The following is a 20856-nucleotide window of genomic DNA, read 5'->3' as shown; positions in this document are numbered from 1 at the left end:
TTATAGGGGCGACCCTACTTCTGCCCCTATTTTTGGGGCATAGTAGGTTGGTCAATTGTTTGAATAAATTTTCATACATTTGAATTAAGATTTTAACGGTTTATTGATTGTGTGATATTATAATAGTTGATTGCCGGATGATCTGTTATCAGAAGTGTTCCCGCACTTCTGATTTTTTTCCGGATAGTTTCTGCTATAGACTTTTTACTTTTATCCTCCTTTCTTTTGTCTGTTGATTTATTTCTAAACTGAATTTAACTTTACCTGTCATTTCCAGTACATCGATGACGGTATCAAGTTGTTTTGACCGTGATACCATTCCACTTAACCGAAGGTTATCTGGTGCATCTTGATATACGACATCAACATCGTACCACCTCGAGAGTTGGTTCATAATTTCTTTAATAGGCGTGTCTTGAAAACTGAAATCGCCATCTTTCCAAGCAGTGAATGTACTGGTGTCAACTGTTTTCATAGATAAAAAGCCATCTATGCTGGTGTAGGCTTGTTGACCAGGAATTAACATGAGTTCATTGTTTCCACACGATACCTTAACCGATCCCTCTATCAACGTAGTTTGTTCGGGTTCAGACGGATAGGCGAAAACATTGAAAGAGGTCCCTAAAACGTTCACTTCTTGTTGTGCAGTAACCACAATAAAAGGTTGTTTGGGATTGTGTACGACTTCAAAATAGGCTTCTCCAACCAGTTCTACTTTTCGTTGCGGACCTACAAATTCAATAGGATATTTGATTTGTGATAGAGAGTTCAACCAGACTTTTGTACCATCTGGAAGTTGTAATGCGTATTGTGCACTCTTGGGCGTTTCTATGCGATGTAGTTTGGGTGTTGTCAGTTCGACATTATGCCTGTGCTGATAGGAGATGTTTCCGTCTTTATCCACGATGACCTCAATACCATCCGCCGTTGTAAAACTTCCTTCTCCCAAGCTGTCTAAGTTTATTTTACTCCCATCCGCCAGTGTTAAAATAGCTGATTGATTACCGGGCAATATTGGGTGCTCAGCAAACGATACGGTTTCAAATGTGGTCGTTTCAAATTGTCGTCCTATATACCATGCCAAGCCCAAAGCAAAGAAAATAGCCATACTGGCAGCTATGCGAATCCATCTCGAGCGGCGATAGCTACTTTTTTCTTTATAGGCTATGTTTTCTCGAATGCGTGCTAATACTCGATCTTCCTCAAAGGTTTCGTCGGAAATAGGAGGCTTTTTCTCCATTTCAGAAAAATATCGACTAATTTCTTCTTCTAGCTTTTTCTTCTTCATCTATCCTTATAGACGATAGAAAAGGAACTATCCCCTAAAGAAAATAGAAAAAAAATAATAAAAAGGAATTTGTCAACTTATTAGCAAGAGATATTTTTAATTTCTTAATGGCAATAGTGGTTTGGTTTTCTACAGTTTTTGTGGAGATATTTAGTTGCTCCGCAATTTCTTTGTTGCTGAGAGATTGGTTTTTTTTAAGCGAAATGATTTGGGCACATTTCGCAGGAAGCTCGTTCACACTCTTTTCTATCGCAGATTCTATTTCCTTGTTCAACAATGCGGAGTCTGCACATTCGCTGGCGATCAATTCCTGCACCTCGTCCAATTCGATATGGTATTTATTTTTGCGGACTAAGTCAATCACCTTATTTTTTACCGCTCGATAGAGATATGATTTGATATTCAATATATGGAGTTTGCCTCGGCGTAACCAAAGGTGTACAAACACATCTTGAATAATGTCTTCACAAGCCTCTTTGTTTTTTAGCAATTTAAATGCAACAATATATAAGGTAGAACTATATTTCTGGTATAGCTCGGTAAAAGCTTGCTCATCAGAATTGATGACGGCTTGCCATAAATATTGATCGGTATTCAAATCTTCCCTTGACATACGTTGGTGAACACGGTAACTTTTTTGGCTAAGTAAGCAATTTGATATTAACTTAGGCTTAATTTAGCTTTAACTTTAGAAATCTCTAAGCTAGCTTATTCCCTTAGCACCAAACAAATATAATAATATTTTTAAATTGGGACAGATGTTTAAAATCTCTTCAATCTGATCTTTCTATTTTGAACGTTTAAGATGAACGCTGGTATCTTATTGATTTTGTTATTGGTTATTTCTACTTCTTGTATTGGATTTTCACAAGTTACCAGCTCGGGAAGTGTCGTGTGATCCAATTGGAGCAAATATTTTCCCTTAGGTAAATTGATAGTAAAATTCCCGTCGTTATCGGTGACTACGTGCTTAGAGAAATCGCCGCGGGTTACTACAACGGCAATGCCCGCATATTTGGCCTCCACATCATTGGCAAGATGTTCGTCAAAAACATATCGAATATTTCCAATCAACGTGCCCGTTTGTTTAAGCGGAATGGTTAATTTCGTCGTACCTGAAGAAAGGCTTACTTCGTGATTTTTAAAATACCAGTTGTCCTTAAGGCCACCGTGTATTGAGTAAATTCCGTAAGGGAGCATACTATAGCGAACTTTACCGTTCATATCACTGCTGAAAACTTCGTTGTTGACAGCAATAGTTACAGCACTTGCTGGCTGTTCTCCTTCGTCCCATATATCATTTGAGTTTTCGTCATAGAAACAAACGATTTCAAGGCGTCCTTTCTTTTTGCTAGAAACCTGCTTTTTAGCAAAAGATAGACTCAGCCCACCCTCTATTGACGTTACTTGATTTTTTGTATTGCTTGTATAACTATATTGATACCAGCTACCATTCAAGAACACCCGTATACGATCCGTTAAAGCATATCTTATGTTGGCATAGGAGGTTGGGTTCTGGCTTCCTAAAAAATCACCAAAATATCCTATTCCTACATTTGTTTGCAATTTGTCTTGAAAAAAATTTTGAAAATAAGAAGCGTTCAATGTCAAGCGCTCTAATCGTTGGGCGTTTACGTACTGACTATTTAAATATTCAGCGAGATAATATGCCCCACGTTGGTAGTTTCCCATCAATTGTAAACCTGCAAAAGCGTATGTAAGTGTTCCACGGGCTTGAAACTTCCAACGGTCTGAAAATGGATAGCGTGCGAGCCCGTTATCGAATGACAGATACACGGCATGCTGGTAATTGGAACTTTGCCAATTCAAGTCTTCGACCAAACGAACAGCCTGTAATTTTGTAGCGTTATGTGTGGAGAACAAGACGCTATAGTTGTCACTCTTTTCTTGCTCAAACTGAAGGCGTGCACCTGGTGTTAATTGATTCCATTTCGGAAAGCGCATGCCTATCTCGCCTCTTAAATTTTGGTTGTGGTAATCATATCTAAATACGTATGATTTTGGTGTATAATTCGCGAAGTTGAAGCTACCCCATAATGATGCCGTATTGTCAAATTGTTTGTTCATGGTATGGTTAACAAACCAGGTTCCGCGACGTATACCCGGAAAATAATTACTGCTGAAAAAGTAATTTCCACTCCAATTCCAGCTTCTAAGGCGACCACGTTGTATAAACTCGAAGGCACCGTCTGCTCGGTTACGTTGTAAGTAGTGATATTGGCTGAGTGCACCATGCCCGCGAAATTCCATACTGTAAGAAGATGAAATAGTACGTTTAAGGTGTATACTGAAAAGTTCGCTCTGGAGATCCTCATAAGGATCTTGTTTAAATGCAAACTGGCTTTTCCATTGTTTTTGCAAGTTATTTGTACCCAAGATTGCTTCTCCGAAAATAGCATAACCTCGCTTAAATAGCTGTTCCGAACTGAGTACGTTAAATTGATTATCCACAATACCAACGCTATAACTATGTTGGTCGTCGGAGTCTTTATAACTCACTTTAATACCTCTTCCAAAAAGATTGGCTTCACTGTTTGTGTTGATACTTCCCATTTCTACTTCGAGATTGTCGAGGCCGTATCGCAGCGAGGTGCCGGAAGCATAAAAATCGTCGGTAGCCGTATTATAAGAAAGATTGCCATTAAGGGCAAGCATCCCTTTGTTTAAATTTACCGCGCCGCCACCATATAATTGATAGGTAGCTAGATCTCCCTGCATTCTACGGCTAATGTTGATTCCATTGTTAAGGTGATGGAATTGAAAAGCTTGATCGTTATCACGCTGACTGTAACTTCTACTACTTCGCAGATTTTTGACTACGATATTGCTATGACCTAGAACTTGTTTGGATGTTCCACCTACCGCCGTAATCTGTACTCGAAACTCATTTGTTTCCCGTAAACTGGGAGGCATCAGAAAACGGAACGTCAAACTGGAATCACTTCCAGGAAAGAGTTGCACCTGGCGTATAAAGCTATTACTACCATTTATCGGTACCGGGAAATTATATACTAGTTCCAAATCTTGAGATGTGTTCCCATTGTTGGCTATGAGGAGTGTAAGATCTATAGAGTCCAGATTATTGGAAACAATGATTTCTTCTTGACTGGGGCGTATGAGCAATTGCACTTTCTCCTCCAAAGAAATATTTTCTTTCGTTTCTTGAATTGATGTTTTTGTCTCGTTATCCCAAAGCGAGAAACGGATTTCATTTTTTCCTGCGTTTGCTTTCGGCGTAGGAAGGAGGCGGAGGGCTAGATAACGTTGTTGATTTGCTTCCACCTCTATGAAGAGGGAATCTCCTTTTAAGCTACGGAATGCCCCATCGGCTTCCCATCGTATAAACCCTTGGAAAATCTGATCGCGAAAATTTTCCACCTTTAACAGTAATGGAAAAGTACGGTCTCCTTTAGTCACTTCTTTTTGCTCGATCCTGAGATGCACATGGGGACGATCGTCTGTTTGAGCCGTAACAACGGAACAGCCGCAGGTCAAGATAATAGACCATATGCACGAAAGAAAATAAGTTCGAAACATCTATTGAGGAGTAATTTCAAATTCCAAAACGGTGGAATAGAGAAGTGGTCTGGCCTCCAGTAGATGTGGTTGCATACCTTTACTATGGTAGCGCATGTTGAAATGCTCGTAATTGTTGTTGGTTGTGTTTCCTCTGATAACGACCTGTGAAGTCTGTTGCAATGGAATATCTTGGATCGATACAGGTTGACCATCGTCTGGTGTTACTTCGAGACGTACTATATCCAAGGGAAGTGTTTCGCCCGTGGAGGAAGTCAACGTGGGGTTTACAGAACGCACGGACAATTGGTATGCTGTATTACTGCTTATAGCCAGTGCTCTCGGGTAATTGACCGATGCACCTTCTCTGTAGTCCGCGATTGTCTTATATTCCAACAAGGCATTTTGTGCATTTCCTACTATTTTGAGACTATAATTGTTCTGCGAAGGGGGGGTACCTTGTAATGGAGCTACCGCTATCGTATAATTGTGTTCTATTTTTCCAATCTCATTCCCAAAACCGTCATAAGCTATGAAATCGATTGGCATGGAGTAGGTTTGGTGATAGCTACTACCGTCTTTATTGGTCAATTCTGCGAGATAGCTTCCCGGTTGTATTACGAAGTCAAAATATAAAAGAAATTCATAGTATCCATTGTATTCTGATTGGAACGATAAGGGTATCTGTGATTGCGGTACTAGAAATACTTCAGCAGGAGATGGAGCAAGATTTACAAATGGGGGAACTGGAATGCCGCCGACACTTGGAGGATTCGAGTTTCCGGAAGTATTTGTAATCTTAAAAGTAATTTTATCGGCCGGGAATACTTGACTGCTGTTCGTAGCAATTGGGCCACGTAGGCGAGCAGCAATACGCCAGTTCGGTACATGAAGATATGTTCCGTTGTATACGAATTTTAGTACATAGGCATTGTTTGACGTAGTTCCTGAATAATTATTCACGCTCCACCAGTTGTTGCTAGAATTGAGCTGAAACTGTAGCTGAGCACGCGTTTCTCCCACAAAACATAGAGTAATAAAAAGTACGATATGTCGAATCAGGCTATTCATGTTCAAATTCTATCTCTGCAGCTTCAATAGTGTTATTTCCAGCGTCTAATATGACAGTTGCCGTATACAAACCGATGGGGAGATTTTCAGGAAGTGGGATAAATTGAAGGCGATCGTCTTTAGGCATCGTATAAAATACCGTGTTTTCTAATCGTCTTATCTCTCCCGTACGGTTATTTAGCAATTCTGTTTTGATATCACCATTCGCCCATACATTTCCTTCATTGATAAATTCAATGCCTAATCGCTTATGTTCTGTATCGTAATAGCCATTATGGATATTAAGCATAACATTTCGTGGTCGATTGGAACGAACAAATAGTTTAATGCCCGAACGAATGGCAACCTTAATTTGAGCACCCTTGCTGTCAATATCATCAATAGGGTTTAATTGTGTTACGAAAAGCATTGTCGTGTAGACGTCCTCCGTAGATGCGCTCGTCGGACGATTGACGACAACACCGATATCTTTCCTTTCACCGGGGGCGAGGGAGAAGTAAGAATCCCCTTCGAAGCTGACCCAAGCAGCAGAAGAAGTAGGCAACGTGTCAGCCGGTACAATGATATTATCTCCTTCTCGTGAGTACAACCAGTCATTTAACGAAATAGCCAGATCCAACCGATGGCTTTTGCTCACATTTGTAACAGTGATCTGCTCACGGCGCGATTCTCCCGGATTGATTTCAAAATAAACTCGCGGGGGAGTAACAGATATCCCTGTTTGGCCGAGGGCCGAAAAAGCCCGAATACTTACCAACAGGAAAAGAAAGATGTATTTTGGTAATGCCATATCTATTTAAAAAGAGACCAGATAGCGTTTCAGCGTATCTGGTTCTCTAAAGCTCAAATTGTTGTTTGCTTTATTCGCTGAAACTATTTTGCAACAATCTCGTACATCACTGTGGTCGTGTAAACTGTTGTTGGACTTTCCGAATTGTAATACTTATTAATGTATTCGTTGTCGCCCTTTCCTTTGTAAGTTACGTTGAAGTTTAATTCAGCGCCACCTACATCCGACGTAACGATTGTCTCCCCGCTTCCGCCTAAAGCTTTGGTTTCGAAACCGCTGCTCGGTAACGTTGTGCTAGTTCCGTTCGCTGCCGTAATTTGGATAGTCGACGCATCAATATTGTCTTGGCTTCCAGTTAACTGCGCAGACGAGCTTTTTACATTGATGTTAAATCCTCCTGTACTAAAAACAGTTAAATGGTTTTCTTGCGTAGATGCAACCCCTTTTAAATAGTCGTCTTTCGTTTTATATTCCAAGTCAACGACCTTTTGATTGCTGTTTACCGTTAGCGTTTGGATAGGGTTAAGCTTCACGTTTAAAGTGACCGACCCGTTACCTCCGTTGCCATCGCCAGGACCAGAATTAGCATTTGCACCGGTGATTCCTAAAACGGCTGTGAAAGCTAAAAGAGTAATGATTTTTTTCATGTTGTGTAGTATAATTTTTCTAAGTTGTTATGATAAATTTTCTAACACAAAGGTAGGGGGCAATTTCTGAAGAAGAGGTATAAAATTACGCCAATAGTATATATGTTTAGGTTGTACAGAATAATATGTTGTAATATTGGACCTACAAAGATTTTTATTTGTAGTTGTAGTGCTACAAACCGGTAGTGTATCCTTACTTAGCTTCTATACTATATAAAATAACAGCGTGATCTCCGATAGGCTGAGGGGGGATTTCTATATCATCAACTTTGTCGCCTATATTGATCTGTGGATAAACTGCCTTAAGTTCTTGTAACCCGTCGGCGAGTTGTTGTTTACTGACATTAGCCATAACGGGATTGTAATTCACGTCTAAGCTGTCTATTTCGTCTTCAAGAGTAATGGTTTGCTCGATAGGATGGAGAATAAGGTGGATAGTAACTTGACCTTTGGTTTCTATAAAACCCATGATAAAAAGTAGTAAAACGCTTAATAAAATGTTGACTTTCATAGCACCGCTCCTTTCTTATACTACTAATATAACGTTTATAGCCTGAAGTAGCAAGCGTAGACATGGGAAGAATTTAAAGTGTGATGAAAATCATTTCCAGGGTTGACAGAAACCAAATCCCGTTAATTAGAAAGATGGGATTCGCGCTTTTTCAGTTTTCGATATTCAGTGGGTGTCATATCGGTCATCTTCTTGAAAAAACTGCTAAAATTATTAATTTCGTCAATCCCTAATTCATAGCCAATTTCTTTTACTGTTTTATCGGTGTATTGCAGTAAGTTCATGGCTTCGTCTGCGAGTACTTTTTGGATAAGATCCTTTGGCGTAATTTTCAATGTTATGCGTGTAGCTTTGCTGAGTGTCTTTTCGGTAACCCCCAATCTATCTGCATAATAATGTACAGTTTTATGATCGCGGATCTCTTGTTTGATATAATCTACAAAATTCAACGCTATTAAACTATAGCGATTAACAGGCGTAAGTTTAATTTGGGGTGTATCTGCATTTTTATTAACCATAATAAGCAGTAACAATTGTTCTGCAATATTGCTAACAAACTGTTGGCTTAATTCTGAATTACGAAGTTGCCCATTTTTTAATAACATTTTAATCAGATGGAAAATATAACTTCTATCTAAGTCATTGATTTTAATAGATAAGGGTTGCTCTTCGCTGATTAACATGTCGATTTCCGTTGCTGATCGCAATAATTGCTTTTCGACAAAAAGATAGTAGGAAGAATCGTTATAAGGGAAGTCCTCCAGCTGGTAATTAAGAAATAAGGTGATATGATCGCGATTTGTGACTCCTTTAGCGTCTAAATAAAATTCAAAAACCAAATTGTAAGGAAGCTTTTCCCAATCGTTATGACCAATCCGAGTATGAATCTGTTCACCGGTTAATAATTCCCACGTATTCATTTTTCCTATAGATAATAAGGTAGACGTAAAATAAATTTACTAACACAAAGATAATAAAGGAGAAAGAGGTTTGTAGGGAATGATGGAAGTAAAGAAATAAATGTAGTGTTTAAACTACATAAACTTGTTCGTTACATTATAGCAGCGTAAAAAGGCGAGCCGAGTTTAATCATTGACGGTCAGCTCACCTCGTATATTCTTTTCTATCCAGTAGGCAACAGCTTCTTGGTCGGCTAATTGCCCTTGTAGGTACATCAGTTTTGTGACAGCAGCTTCAAAAGTCATATCGTATCCATTGAGAACACCAAGAGCCTTGAGTCCTTGGGAGGTTTCATATCTGCCCAACTCGACAGAGCCCACCTTGCACTGGGAAATATCGACTATGTTTTTTCCTCTTTTTACGGTATCCTCCAGCATATCAAGAAACCATTTATCCGTCATCGTATTCCCCGAACCAAAGGTTTCCATGACAATACTCCGTACATTCGAATCCAAGATAGACTGAACAAAGACAGGGCTGATACCCGGAAACAATTTGAGCACACCTACACGGTTATCTAACTCGGTATGCATGATAAACTCTTTATCCGTATTATCTAGCAAAGCCTCGCGATTGTAGTTGATGTGTATGCCCGCCTCTGCCAAAACAGGATAGTTGGGAGAGCGAAACGCTTCAAACTTTGCGGAGTTATATTTGAACGAACGGTTTCCCCGAAATAATTTGTTATCGAATAGAATACACACTTCTTGTACAATGGATTTGCCGTTTTCCTTTGCAGAAGCAATTTCTAGGGCTGTCATCATATTTTCTCGTGCGTCTGTTCTGATTTCTCCAATAGGAAGTTGAGAGCCAGATAGAATAACAGGCTTTTGAAGCCCTTCCAGCATAAAACTTAGAATCGAGGCGGAGAATGACATGGTATCAGAACCATGCAAAATAACGAAACCGTCATAATGGTCATGGTTATTTCGGATAATCTCCGCCATTTCTACCCAAATAGTGGGGTTCATGTTGGATGAATCAATAATAGGTGTAAACGAATGGACGGTTAGTTTATAATCCAACCTGTCCAAGTCAGGTAAGTTTCGGGCAATTAACTCAAAATCAAACGGAACAAATGTACCGCTTTCAACATCTTTTACCATCCCGATAGTACCACCTGTATAAATAATAAATATGTTTTGCATAGTTAATTTTTAGATACCGAATATCTTCTTTGAATTATTTGTTGTGATTTGAGCTACTTCCCGTATGTCAATTTGATGTAAATCAGCCACTTTTTGGGCGACATAATAAAGATAACTACTTTCGTTTTCTTTTCCTCTATATGGAGAGGGAGCCAAGTAAGGGGCATCTGTTTCCAGCACGATATGTTGCAAGTCTATCTCTTTAACCACCGCGTCTAGCCCAGCTTTTTTAAAGGTCACGACGCCGCCTATGCCTAACGTAAATCCCAAATCAATAGCATGTTTCGCTTGTTCGAGTGTTCCGGTAAAGCAATGAAAGATGCCAAATAGTTTGTCATCTTTTAACTCTTCCAACAATTCGAAGAGTTCATTAAAAGCATCTCGGCAATGAATATCGATCGGCAATCCCATAGCTTTTGCCCAAGCTACCTGAATGCGGAAAGCGTCGCGCTGAAAATCCAGTGTACTTTTGTCCCAATACAAATCGAGTCCAATTTCCCCAATGGCGTACACGCGGTATTCAGACAGCAGACGTTCTAGCTGCTCTAGTTCTTCTTTATAGTTTTCCTTAACAGAACAGGGGTGTAAACCCAACATGGGAAAACAATTCGCTGGATAGGTACGTACGGCGTCCATTACGAAGGAAACGGATTCGGTATCCACATTCGGCAAAAACAAACGCTGGATGTTTTTATCAAAACAGCGTTGTAGCTGTTCATCCAATTTGGGCGTTCCCGCATGATAATAAATATGCGTATGCGTATCGGTAAGTATATAGGGGTCAATAGACGTTGTCATAGCGGGCTAAATTTAGGGTTTTCGTATCAAAAAAATCGCATGAAGGCAAAAAAAGCAAAGCTTGTAAGGATAGGAGGCTTTTGTTAATGATTTGTTAATTTTTTTTGCTTTCGGTATGAAAATTATCACGATCGTCTACAGGTGAATTTTTTAATTCCCCATTTCGCGAATAATTTGGTTGTCGCCCCGGTATTGTTTATGCTGTCTAGAAAGCGTACATTAGTTGTCAGAATCTAAAAAATGCAGTGTTCTGAAATTTGAAATGAATAAAAGAAATATACATATTCCACCTATTGTTTACATTGGTTTCGTGGCTATTTTGCTTTTAGTGGGCTGCTCACCGAAGTTGCTGCGCATGAGAGGTGGGGAAGTACGGGAGAGGGGCAATGCATCTTACTATGGTGGTAAATTTCATGGGAGAGCCACCGCCAGCGGTGAACGGTTCAATCAAAATGCCATGACGGCAGCGCATAGGACTCTCCCTTTTGGCACCAAGGTTATGGTAAAGAACCTCAGCAACGGCAAACAGGTAGTAGTAAAGATCAATGACCGGGGGCCGTCGTCCAAGTCAAGAATGATCGACCTCTCCAAGGGAGCGGCCAAAAAGATAGGGATGATCCAAGCAGGCGTTGTGCCCGTGGAAATACACTATAACAATGGAGCTGCTGCCGGGAAAAAAATCAAGACGAGAAAACGACGAAATTAAAAAATGAAGAAAATATCAACGCGCAACATACATGTACGTGTAATGCTCCGTCAAATACTTGATCGCACGATCCTGATAAGCTTGTTTTCTATGTTTCCCCCAAATGGACAACATCAGTTCATGTTGCTAATGTTTACTGTTACAAAAAAAATACGGAAAGGAAGCTGGTAGAGAAATAGCGGAAATTAGGTAATAAAAAAAGCTTCGAAGTTCTGAAAACCTCGAAGCTCTTTTTTAAATAAATTAAAAAATTAATTTACGGCTGTTGAATCGGCAGGAGCCTCTTTTGGACCAGGTACGATATCAACCAATTCTACATCAAACACCAATGGCGCATATGGGGGGATAGTACCACCACCACGCTCGCCGTAACCGATACTTGATGGAACCAATAACATTGCTTTAGATCCTTTATTCAATAATTGTAAACCTTCAGTCCAGCCTTGAATAACAGGGTCATGACCTACACGGAAACGAATCGGCTCATATTGGCGCATAGGATTGAATTTATTCTCTTTTTTCGCCAATTCTGCATCATTCGTGTCGAAAATCGTTCCGTTTACCAATGAACCTGTGTAATTAACCACTACCGTGTCACCAACAACTGGCTTGTTTCCAGAACCTTCTTCTTTTACTATATATTGTAAGCCAGAATTTGTTTTCTTAGGCTCCAACTTGTTTTTCGCGATGTAGTTTGCTAGTTTACCTTCTTCAGCTTGTTTCAATGTTTCGATTTCTGCTTTGAAATATTCATCGACTTGTGCATACATAGCAGAATCCGTTAAATCACCTTTTTTGAAATGCTTTCTTACTTTAACCTTGAATTCAGCATAGTGATCCGCAAACTCTGGTTTAGGTTGCCCTGTTTTTGCTGCCATAGTATCCAAGTTCAAGCGGAAAATGGCGCTATCACCTTCCCCTAACATTTTAAACATGGAATTATAATCACCAGCATATAAACCTGGGATAGAATCTGGAGCAATGTTGACGATTTGAGGCAAACCGATATCGTATGTACTTTGCAATAGGGAATCCTTACGATCCGATGTTACGATCATGTCTACCGACAATAAATCGCCTGGCTGGGCTTTTTCTGCTCCCGCGTCTTTAACAATGTTATATTCAAGACCGCCTTCGCCTTTCTTGAAATTCTGGCAACTTGTTGTAGCTAATAAGCCCACAGCAGCCGAGAGGAATAAGATTGATTTCTTCATTCTGATATAGTCACTTAAGTTATGTTGTTAATATTTCTTTATATGTTGGTAATATAGATTTGAACTTGTTTACCGTTTCACTGAGTGTTTCTGTAGAACTACCCCCAGAAGCGTTTAAATGTCCTCCTCCGTTAAAGTATTTTTTACATATTTCATTACATGGAATTTCTCCAGTCGATCGCAAAGATAATTTAATTAATTCGGTTCTGTCAATAAATAACGCAGCTAATCGTATACCTTTAACAGATAAAGCATAATTTACGAGCCCTTCGGTATCTCCTGTGGTGACCTGGAACTGCTCTAAATCCTCCTTTGTCACTGCAAATACAGCCGTATTATACTCGGGGATAACCTCCAGACAGTTTAATAGGCAATACCCCAAGAACTTCAAGCGATTTTCAGTGGAGCTGTTGTAAATATGTTCGTGAATTTCCCAGTTCCTGGCTCCAGCTTCGATAAGCTTCGATATAATCAAGTGTACGGCTGCGGTAGTGGAGCGGAAACGAAAAGAGCCGGTATCTGTCATGATGCCTGCGTACAGACAAGTAGCAATTTCCGGTGTTATACCTGCCGCATCTTCATAAACATCGGAGATAAATGTATACACCAGTTGAGCAGTCGCCGCTGCCGTGGCATCCCAATAACTAAGGGAAGCAAAATCTTCGGGATCCAGATGATGATCTATCATCCATTTTTGGCCGTTTGCAGCACGAAGGATCGGCTCCAAAATATTGGTGCGGCTCAGTGCACTGTAATCCAGACAAAAAATAATATCAGCTTGCTGTATAAGGTGTTCTGCTCGTGTAGTATCGTTTGGGAAGATAATCACATCTTCACGCCCGGGCATCCAATTTAGAAAATCCGGAAAATCAGACGACAATACGACCTCTACCTGATGACCTTTCGCTTTCAACCAATGATATAAACCTAAAGAGGAGCCAAGTGCATCTCCATCCGGTTTGTGGTGGGTTGTGACAACGATATTCTTAGGTTGGGTCAGTAAGTGTAAATTATTTTCTCCTATCAGCATAAATCTTATAAGTGTGCAAACCTACTATTATTTTATGGGTTGAGGAAATTTTTGCAATGATCTCTTTCTTAAAAAATGTTAAGTTTTCCAATTCTGTTAATGCTTAAACGCATACAACTTTCTATCCCGTCTCACACAAAGTAAATAAGTCGCGCTGTTATAATCAATTTTTCCGTAATAGAAATCTGGTAACGCTTCAATAGGAAAACCGTCTCGTAACGAACCCTTGTCATCAAAAAGATAAACGAGATAGTTTTTACGGGAAGCAATACCTAATAAGTAGCCATTCGAACCGTCCGCAAAATACTGTGGACGATCGGTTATTTCCTGCGTAAATGTAAAATCGAACAAGGCACTGCTGTCTTGTATGTTCTTTGTCAATAAATGCTTTTGATCAAGAATTGCCATACGATATGCGGTACCATCCGTGTTTGGAAAGTAGGAAATTAAGGAACGGTTTCCTCCTTGCTCCAGCTTATAGGTTTTGGGCTCTTCAGCAAAATCCATCGTAAACGAGATCTGAGCGGTGTCAACAGCATATATCGCATGTCGGTTCTGTTCCAATCTGACCATGGCTATCGGATTTTTAAACTGACGATCTGCTATAATTTCTTCTTTAAGCAGATTGCCTTGCGCGTCGAATTGATAGAAGTGACCATTTTCTGTACCTACGAAAATTTGATTGTTGTAGACTTTAATATCAAATAATATCTTTCCAGCTAGATTCTTGTCATTCCAGCTTTCCGCCTTTTCGCCATCCACTGTGTAGACCAGTAACTTGCGACCCGCAGGAATAAAAATCAACTGTTCTCCACCAATATTACTGATGGTAGGTGTGTACGTTGGTTCGCTATCTATACCGAGTGAAAAACCGGGCAATGAGTTGCCCTCGGGGTCAAATCGATAAAGCCTGCTCCGATCGGTTACTAATACTATAGAGCGATCATTCAATTGTTGTGCTTCCCCAACTATACGTCCGTGGAATACACTAGACCAAAGTTTGCTGCCGGAAGGATTAATCGCATGTACACTGTGATCTTGTTCTTGGATCAAGATAAACTGACTGGTATCCGAGTGTTCGAAAACCTGTGGTGCGGTAATCGGTCGATTATTGAATTCATATATCCAATCTGCTGTTGCACCCAATGCATTTTTACTTTTATATACACCATAAATGCTGGATTGGAAATTACCATTATTACCTGCGATCTGAATAGACCAAGAATAAAAATCTTGATAACCGAAGTTGTTCTTATCACGGAAGCTTTCACGATGGGAAGCTTTGAGGAGATTGCTGATAATAGAAGATGATGCGCTTGTACGTACGAAACAAGTGATATTAGCTTCGTTTCCCTGTATTCTCTCCGAATTTTTGAAACCTAGTGTGTTGGTCAATAAGTTCACACGTCTCCAATCACGTTGGTATTCGGTCAACAGGCTTTGGTAATTGGCTAACACCAAAATATTCCCCACGCGCAAGAAATAGGGACGGGTGAACGATTTAAGTGGATCGCCATAAAGTGCATAAAGAATATTCGAATGGTCAAATCGATAAAGAGAATCCGACACCCTGGTGGCTATGGATGAGATAAATGCATCTAGTTTGGTAGAGTCTGCGACCGAAATAAAAGCCAACTCGGTTTGATTACTTTGTTCTACCAAAGCAAACTCGTGTCCGAAAATAGGGGGTATATCTTCTTCAAAAGAGACATCTTTGGTTTTTTTTATTTCAGCAAACTGTGCTTGCAATTGGGATAGTTCCCCACGCTGTTTCAATAACGCAAGCAAATCTTTTCGGAAGCTATCGGAATCGCTGATAGCAAAAGAAAGGTAAGAAGCCGTGTTCTGGGGAAAGTAATTGTATAAGGTTTGCGAAGTTTTATGCTGGTTTCCGAACAGTTCTATATAATTTTCTTTTCGATGAGCCGTCTCGCTTTCGCCGCTCAATATCAGCGCGTCGTTCTTGAAGCTTAAATTCCATGCAGATTGTCCACCGAGATGGTCGAATAGTTTGATAAAATTACCAGCATTTCTGCGCATAAGGTGTTCAGCAATACGGGGTATCTGCTCATGAACAAAATATATACTGAGTGGTGAATTTCGACTGTTATTGTCTATAAAATAGTCAATTTCGTCCTTACCTAGTTTAGGCACACGCTTATCCATAACCTGATAAAGTAAGCTTTGCGAAAAAGATGCGAAGAATATGTCTTCGTAGTAAACAATATGGAATATAGAGTCTTTAACCCCTTTATCCAAGCTGTAAATGCGATTCTCTAGTGTGTCTTTTTGTGTTACGGTATAGGTAGATGTCGCTTTTTCCAGGAACGAGCCGATTTCCTCCGCATCGATACGCATCGATGTAGGAATAGTAAATAACGTAGCAATCGCCTCTTTTTCTGGATGGAAAGAAACGTATTGGTCAACTCCGTTTACATAGGGTTGGATAGTTGAATGTCGAAGAAGTTTTGTCTTTAGTGTCTGCCATTGCTCGAATTCCTGTCTGCCCACCATGGCTTCGAAGATTTCAAAATCCTTGAAGATGTTATCGGTCGTTGCATCATTTTGGAACGTGGCGACCAGAAATGTTGCTTTAGGAAGGAAAGTAAGCGGACGGAGCGTTTCTTTTTTTTCTCCTTCTAAATTTGCAAAATAATATAGGGAAGCACCAACAATGGCGACGAACAATAAAATGGTAATGATAATCGTATTTCTCATCAAACACAGTCTCTAACAAATTCAAACCTAAATAAATTCAATTTTATATGCAATTTAATTGCGCATAAATATAAAATGAATTTACTTTAGCTCTCCTCTGCCATGATGCATCTTTTTTATAGAGGAAAATTAAAAAAATGCCTGCGCAACCACAAGCTTTCCAAACCAGAATGGTGTTTTGTAAAAATTAAAATACAATATGTGTTATATTTTATTACATTTATACCCACGGAAGAAATATCACTAGAATACGATCTCTTTTATGAACAAACAAATTATATTAATAGCATCTTTTTTCGGATTGACAGCTGTAATATTAGGGGCATTCGGGGCACACGGACTAGAAGGGAAAATCAGCGATTATCATTTGAATACTTGGAAAACAGCAAACCAGTATCACTTCTATCATACTTTTGCTTTGTTGTTCTTGTCCACTTTTTCTAGAGCAAAGAATGCCTCGATACGTGTTTCTTTTATTGCCTTTACAATTGGTATTCTGTTATTTTCGGGTTCTCTATATCTGTTAAGTGTCCGTTCGTTGATCGGATTAGAAGGATTTGCGTGGTTAGGCCCCGTGACACCGCTTGGCGGGCTTTGCTTTATGGTAGGATGGGTAGGGTTGTTTGTAGCTGCTGTCCGGAATCGGTCTTAAAATGTCAGAAACCTTATTTCATAACGATCGGGAAACACTGTTTGTCGATGTTATTTTACCATTATACATTGCCAAAACATACACCTATCGCGTTCCTTTAGAATGGAATGCTGATATTGCCATTGGAAAACGTGTTATTGTACAATTCGGTCGTAATAAAATCTATGCAGCAATTATCCATAAGATTTCTAAAGAAGCCCCTTTAAATTATGAGGCAAAGTATATACTCAACGTAATAGATGAAGATCCGGTAGTTGATGCTAACCAGCTGGCTCTTTGGGAATGGATTTCCGGTTACTATATGTGCTATCTAGGAGAAGTTATGCAAGCGGCTTTACCAGCCGCATTAAAGATGGCGAGCGAAACAAAAATTGTAGCCTCAGAAAATGTAGACTTGGATCGTTCGCTTTTATCCGACAAGGGATATATGATTATGGAGGCGTTGGACGTAGCCGGAGAATTGACTATAAACGATATCGTTAAGCTATTGGGGCAGAGTACTGTTTTTCCACTTTTGAAGAAACTTTTTGATCAAGGATATATTTTAATATCGGAAGAGATTAAGAACAGGTATGTGCCAAAGCGTAAAGCATGTTTAAAGTTTGCTCCAGAGTTTGATGATGCCGAAGGTATACGGGGGTTGCTCGATTCGTTAAACCGCGCGCCAAAACAGCAGGATGCAGTTTTAGGCCTTATTCAGCTTCGAAAAACCAAAACCGATATTACACGACAGGATATTATGGAGGTTACGGGTGTGAGTTCGGGGATCGTGGCATCATTGATTGAAAAGGGTGTGTTTGTTGTGGAGGAGAAGATCGTCTCGCGTTTAGGAGGTGAAGAAGTAGAAATAACGGCAGATTTCAGCTTCAATGCTGTACAACAACGAGCTTTTGATCACGTAAAAGGTTTTTTTGAAAAAAAAGACGTTGTGCTTTTGCATGGTGTAACGGCTTCGGGTAAAACGCAGATCTATATACGACTAATTGAACAAGCCATAAAGGACGGTAAAAATGCTTTATACCTTTTGCCGGAGATAGCTTTGACCACGCAGATTACAGATCGGTTGAAACTGCATTTTGGGGATAAACTTGGGGTTTATCACTCGAAATTTAACGATAATGAGCGAGCAGAGGTATGGCATAAAGTATTGAAAGGCGAGTATAAAGTGGTTGTAGGTGCCCGCTCTTCTGTATTCTTACCTTTCCAAAAATTAGGGTTGGTCGTCGTCGATGAAGAGCACGAGAATTCGTATAAGCAATATGAACCGGCTCCACGGTATCACGCTCGTGATACGGCCATTTATTTGGCTCATTTACAACAAGCAAAAGTACTGTTGGGATCAGCCACGCCATCGGTAGAAAGCTATTATAATGCTAAAGCAGGTAAATATGGTTTAGTAGAGTTGAAGGAGCGCTTTGGAGAATCTCAGTTGCCCGATATACAGATTGTTAACGTGGCAGAAGAAGGGCGTAAAGACCAAATGTTTTCTTATTTCAGTGGTGTCCTGTTGCAAGGGATAACAGATGCTTTGGAGCGAAAGGAACAGGTGATTTTGTTTCAGAACAGGCGCGGGCATACGCCATTTGTACAGTGTAATACTTGCGGTTGGGTAGCCAAATGTGTGAACTGCGATGTAAGTCTAACGTATCATAAATCGACCAATCATTTGCATTGCCATTATTGCGGGCATACTGAACCACCGATACAGGTTTGTCCGGCTTGTGGAATGCCACATATCGAAAGCAAAGGTTTTGGAACCGAAAGGGTAGAGGAAGAACTGGAATTACTGCTGCCAAAAGCCCGAATAGGACGTTTGGATTTAGACTCTACCAAAGGGAAATATGGATTTGAGAATATTATCACGGCGTTTGATGAACACGAGTTCGATATTCTTGTGGGTACGCAAATGGTGGCAAAAGGATTGGATTTCGGACGTGTTAGTCTAATTGGGATCATCAATGCCGATGCGATGATTAATTTTCCGGACTTTCGTGCTTATGAACGGGCGTTTTCACTATTTTCGCAGGTTGCCGGGCGTGCTGGGCGTCGGGAACACAAAGGAAAAGTAATCATTCAAACACATACGCCCAATCATCGCGTGTTGGAACAAGTTATTCAGCACGATTATGATGGTATGTTTATGACAGAAATAAAAGAACGTAAGAACTATCAATATCCTCCTTTTTATCGCATCATTAAACTGGATGTTCGCCATACGGAGATGCAAACGGCTAGTGATGCAGCCACTCGTTTGGCAATTTTGCTACGTGCACAGTTGGGTAGTAGGGTGTTAGGGCCCGAACCACCACTGATTTCTCGTATACGAAATCATTTCATTCAAACGGTCACCTTAAAAATAGAACGTAACAACGTCAGCATCACGCGCGTGAAAGAATTAATCAACCAGGCGATAACGCAATTTAATATGGAAAAACAATACAAAGGTGTGCGTATTTCTATTGATGTAGATCCTTATTAGTAACCTCTAGAGAATCTACTCCACTACTCACGATTCTGCTCTTTCCACTGCTTAGCGAACGATTTATCGGCGAGTTTTGGTAATTTGCTATGCTTGCCCCAAGTTTTCTTGAAGAAATTTTGTAGAATGAAATTTTTCGCCTTTCCGCTGAAAAAGTCGATCAACCCACGACGTTGGACGGCATAAGTAAATACTTTCCACGCACGTTTTTCTGCTTTTGGAATTAAACCTTGCTGTACCGAATCCCGACGGTTAAGTAACGCCAGCCGGAGGAAGTCGATGCCAACAGCACATGCTTCAAAGCCTTTTCCACAAAGCGGTGAAGCGTAAGCTGGATGTTTTAACTCCGATACGTTGTTTAAGTTCGGAGGTACAAGTGAATTGATGAGGGTCTGATAGGTTGTGTCATACGTTTGTCCGGCAATATTTTGGTAAGTGGGACATACATTTAAGCTGGTTTCACAGCAAATGCAATAAAGAGCTTGGCGTTGATCATTTTTTTCCAATACATTGGTCCGGCCGTTGTCCAACAAGATAACGTACATTTCTTCTGGACCATCCGTGTCATGCTCTTGTCGGGGTCCGCTTAAAATAGTATTGTATGCGGTGAGATTTTGCCCCGTTCCATGAGAAGCGAGTAAAGGCCAGAATAAATCCAGATCGTTGAGACTCGGGATAATTTTCTCTATTCCTGCTAATGCAATATGCACCTTTGGAAAGGAGGTGGTAAGTCTTGCATTCCCATCATTCTCCGTAATAGCAATACTGCCCGTATCCGCGATAATAAAATTTGCTCCTGAGATGCCGATATCCACCGTCGTGTACTTTTCCCGTAACAATTCACCGGTTTTCATAGCCAGTTGTTCTGCTGATGGATCTAATGGCATGTCAAAATCATTCTCGAATATTTCGATGTTTTGCTTCGCTAAAAAATGGTTAAGCTCGATTTCCTCCGTTGCCATCGACTTCGATTTCACGACTGATTGCGCCTGATGACGTTCCATAATTTTGGAAATCTCCTGACGAGCTTCTTCTGCATCGTTCGCCCAAATAACCTGTCCACCTCTTTTGGTGAAATTGCTTTCAAAGTCCAGAAGATAACGTTCCAGATTTTCGATAGTCTTCCATTTGATGAGGTTGGCTTTCTTTTTCGAATTTTCCAAATCGAAAAATTTACTTTTACTGCGCTCGAACGCCAGATTATACTTATCTATATTTGCGTTGATGATTTCACGATGCCGTTGGTCAAAGGATTTGACCGCACTATCTTTTAAAAACTTGTCTGCAACCTGCTCTCCCATGAGGTA

17 protein-coding genes are annotated in these 20856 nt (G+C 40.1%); 3 read left to right on the top strand and 14 right to left on the bottom strand.

Features of this window, described 5'->3' with window-relative positions; translation table 11 throughout:
- Positions 1–193: 193 nt before the first annotated feature.
- The 10 genes from H8B21_RS00935 to H8B21_RS00890 form a co-directional block, all read right to left on the bottom strand.
- Positions 194–1288 (bottom strand): FecR family protein, encoded by a 1095-nt coding sequence (locus H8B21_RS00935; RefSeq protein WP_190311924.1) that lies wholly within the window; start codon positions 1286–1288, stop codon positions 194–196.
- A 34-nt stretch (positions 1289–1322) separates the two neighbouring features.
- The gene (locus H8B21_RS00930; RefSeq protein WP_190311923.1) at positions 1323–1901 is read right to left on the bottom strand and encodes an RNA polymerase sigma-70 factor; all 579 of its coding nucleotides are present in this window, start codon (positions 1899–1901) and stop codon (positions 1323–1325) included.
- 149 nt (positions 1902–2050) lie between these two features.
- Positions 2051–4846 carry a hypothetical protein gene (locus H8B21_RS00925; RefSeq protein WP_190311922.1) on the bottom strand — a complete coding sequence of 932 codons (2796 nt, stop codon included), beginning with the start codon at positions 4844–4846 and terminating at the stop codon, positions 2051–2053.
- Entirely contained in the window at positions 4847–5896 is a 1050-nt protein-coding gene (locus tag H8B21_RS00920; protein ID WP_190311921.1) for a hypothetical protein, read from the bottom strand.
- The gene (locus tag H8B21_RS00915) at positions 5889–6686 is read right to left on the bottom strand and encodes a fimbrial biogenesis chaperone (RefSeq protein ID WP_190311920.1); all 798 of its coding nucleotides are present in this window, start codon (positions 6684–6686) and stop codon (positions 5889–5891) included. The genes H8B21_RS00920 and H8B21_RS00915 overlap by 8 nt, the downstream gene beginning before the upstream one ends.
- Before the next feature lie 83 nt (positions 6687–6769).
- Positions 6770–7333, bottom strand: coding sequence for a hypothetical protein (locus H8B21_RS00910; RefSeq protein WP_190311919.1), 564 nt, complete (start codon positions 7331–7333; stop codon positions 6770–6772).
- Positions 7334–7526: 193 nt separating this feature from the next.
- Positions 7527–7844, bottom strand: coding sequence for a hypothetical protein (locus H8B21_RS00905; protein ID WP_190311918.1), 318 nt, complete (start codon positions 7842–7844; stop codon positions 7527–7529).
- A 122-nt stretch (positions 7845–7966) separates the two neighbouring features.
- Positions 7967–8764, bottom strand: a complete 798-nt coding sequence (locus tag H8B21_RS00900) for a helix-turn-helix domain-containing protein (protein ID WP_190311917.1) — start codon at positions 8762–8764, stop codon at positions 7967–7969.
- A gap of 165 nt (positions 8765–8929) precedes the next feature.
- Complete coding sequence (locus tag H8B21_RS00895) at positions 8930–9952, bottom strand: asparaginase (RefSeq protein WP_190311916.1); 1023 nt, start codon at positions 9950–9952, stop codon at positions 8930–8932.
- Between the two features lie 9 nt (positions 9953–9961).
- Positions 9962–10750 carry a TatD family hydrolase gene (locus H8B21_RS00890; protein WP_190311915.1) on the bottom strand — a complete coding sequence of 263 codons (789 nt, stop codon included), beginning with the start codon at positions 10748–10750 and terminating at the stop codon, positions 9962–9964.
- Between the two features lie 262 nt (positions 10751–11012).
- Between H8B21_RS00890 and H8B21_RS00885 the strand changes: the two genes are divergently transcribed.
- A complete protein-coding gene (locus tag H8B21_RS00885) occupies positions 11013–11456 on the top strand; it encodes a septal ring lytic transglycosylase RlpA family protein (protein ID WP_190311914.1) in 444 nt (147 codons plus the stop codon).
- A gap of 251 nt (positions 11457–11707) precedes the next feature.
- Here the strand turns inward: H8B21_RS00885 and H8B21_RS00880 are convergent, their stop codons facing one another.
- The 3 genes from H8B21_RS00880 to H8B21_RS00870 form a co-directional block, all read right to left on the bottom strand.
- Positions 11708–12670, bottom strand: a complete 963-nt coding sequence (locus H8B21_RS00880) for an FKBP-type peptidyl-prolyl cis-trans isomerase (protein WP_190311913.1) — start codon at positions 12668–12670, stop codon at positions 11708–11710.
- 19 nt (positions 12671–12689) lie between these two features.
- A complete protein-coding gene (locus H8B21_RS00875) occupies positions 12690–13700 on the bottom strand; it encodes a DHH family phosphoesterase (RefSeq protein WP_190311912.1) in 1011 nt (336 codons plus the stop codon).
- Positions 13701–13796: 96 nt separating this feature from the next.
- Positions 13797–16418, bottom strand: a complete 2622-nt coding sequence (locus tag H8B21_RS00870; RefSeq protein WP_190311911.1) for a PQQ-like beta-propeller repeat protein — start codon at positions 16416–16418, stop codon at positions 13797–13799.
- Positions 16419–16680: 262 nt separating this feature from the next.
- Here H8B21_RS00870 and H8B21_RS00865 point away from each other — a divergent pair, with 262 nt between their 5' ends.
- Both H8B21_RS00865 and priA read left to right on the top strand, forming a co-directional pair.
- The gene (locus tag H8B21_RS00865; protein WP_190311910.1) at positions 16681–17070 is read left to right on the top strand and encodes a DUF423 domain-containing protein; all 390 of its coding nucleotides are present in this window, start codon (positions 16681–16683) and stop codon (positions 17068–17070) included.
- A gap of 1 nt (position 17071) precedes the next feature.
- A complete protein-coding gene (gene priA / locus H8B21_RS00860) occupies positions 17072–19549 on the top strand; it encodes a replication restart helicase PriA (protein ID WP_190311909.1) in 2478 nt (825 codons plus the stop codon).
- Positions 19550–19572: 23 nt separating this feature from the next.
- Here priA and H8B21_RS00855 read toward each other — a convergent pair whose 3' ends face one another.
- Positions 19573–20850 carry an LUD domain-containing protein gene (locus tag H8B21_RS00855; protein ID WP_190311908.1) on the bottom strand — a complete coding sequence of 426 codons (1278 nt, stop codon included), beginning with the start codon at positions 20848–20850 and terminating at the stop codon, positions 19573–19575.
- Between the last annotated feature and the right edge of the window lie 6 nt (positions 20851–20856).

The organism is Sphingobacterium chuzhouense (assembly GCF_014692525.1).
Lineage (GTDB): Bacteria > Bacteroidota > Bacteroidia > Sphingobacteriales > Sphingobacteriaceae > Sphingobacterium > Sphingobacterium chuzhouense.
Note: the sequence above shows the minus strand (reverse complement) of the source record. Positions and strands in the feature narration are given on the sequence as shown.

What these genes read in the sequence shown, in the direction of transcription:
- H8B21_RS00935 (WP_190311924.1), bottom strand. Translation starts at nt 1,288, where the DNA reads ATGAAGAAGAAAAAGCTAGAAGAAGAAATTAGTCGATATTTTTCTGAA.
- H8B21_RS00915 (WP_190311920.1), bottom strand. Translation starts at nt 6,686, where the DNA reads ATGGCATTACCAAAATACATCTTTCTTTTCCTGTTGGTAAGTATTCGG.
- H8B21_RS00855 (WP_190311908.1), bottom strand. Translation starts at nt 20,850, where the DNA reads ATGGGAGAGCAGGTTGCAGACAAGTTTTTAAAAGATAGTGCGGTCAAA.
- H8B21_RS00865 (WP_190311910.1), top strand. Translation starts at nt 16,681, where the DNA reads ATGAACAAACAAATTATATTAATAGCATCTTTTTTCGGATTGACAGCT.
- H8B21_RS00900 (WP_190311917.1), bottom strand. Translation starts at nt 8,764, where the DNA reads ATGAATACGTGGGAATTATTAACCGGTGAACAGATTCATACTCGGATT.
- priA (WP_190311909.1), top strand. Translation starts at nt 17,072, where the DNA reads ATGTCAGAAACCTTATTTCATAACGATCGGGAAACACTGTTTGTCGAT.
- H8B21_RS00875 (WP_190311912.1), bottom strand. Translation starts at nt 13,700, where the DNA reads ATGCTGATAGGAGAAAATAATTTACACTTACTGACCCAACCTAAGAAT.
- H8B21_RS00870 (WP_190311911.1), bottom strand. Translation starts at nt 16,418, where the DNA reads ATGAGAAATACGATTATCATTACCATTTTATTGTTCGTCGCCATTGTT.
- H8B21_RS00890 (WP_190311915.1), bottom strand. Translation starts at nt 10,750, where the DNA reads ATGACAACGTCTATTGACCCCTATATACTTACCGATACGCATACGCAT.
- H8B21_RS00880 (WP_190311913.1), bottom strand. Translation starts at nt 12,670, where the DNA reads ATGAAGAAATCAATCTTATTCCTCTCGGCTGCTGTGGGCTTATTAGCT.
- H8B21_RS00920 (WP_190311921.1), bottom strand. Translation starts at nt 5,896, where the DNA reads ATGAATAGCCTGATTCGACATATCGTACTTTTTATTACTCTATGTTTT.
- H8B21_RS00895 (WP_190311916.1), bottom strand. Translation starts at nt 9,952, where the DNA reads ATGCAAAACATATTTATTATTTATACAGGTGGTACTATCGGGATGGTA.
- H8B21_RS00925 (WP_190311922.1), bottom strand. Translation starts at nt 4,846, where the DNA reads ATGTTTCGAACTTATTTTCTTTCGTGCATATGGTCTATTATCTTGACC.
- H8B21_RS00905 (WP_190311918.1), bottom strand. Translation starts at nt 7,844, where the DNA reads ATGAAAGTCAACATTTTATTAAGCGTTTTACTACTTTTTATCATGGGT.
- H8B21_RS00930 (WP_190311923.1), bottom strand. Translation starts at nt 1,901, where the DNA reads ATGTCAAGGGAAGATTTGAATACCGATCAATATTTATGGCAAGCCGTC.
- H8B21_RS00885 (WP_190311914.1), top strand. Translation starts at nt 11,013, where the DNA reads ATGAATAAAAGAAATATACATATTCCACCTATTGTTTACATTGGTTTC.
- H8B21_RS00910 (WP_190311919.1), bottom strand. Translation starts at nt 7,333, where the DNA reads ATGAAAAAAATCATTACTCTTTTAGCTTTCACAGCCGTTTTAGGAATC.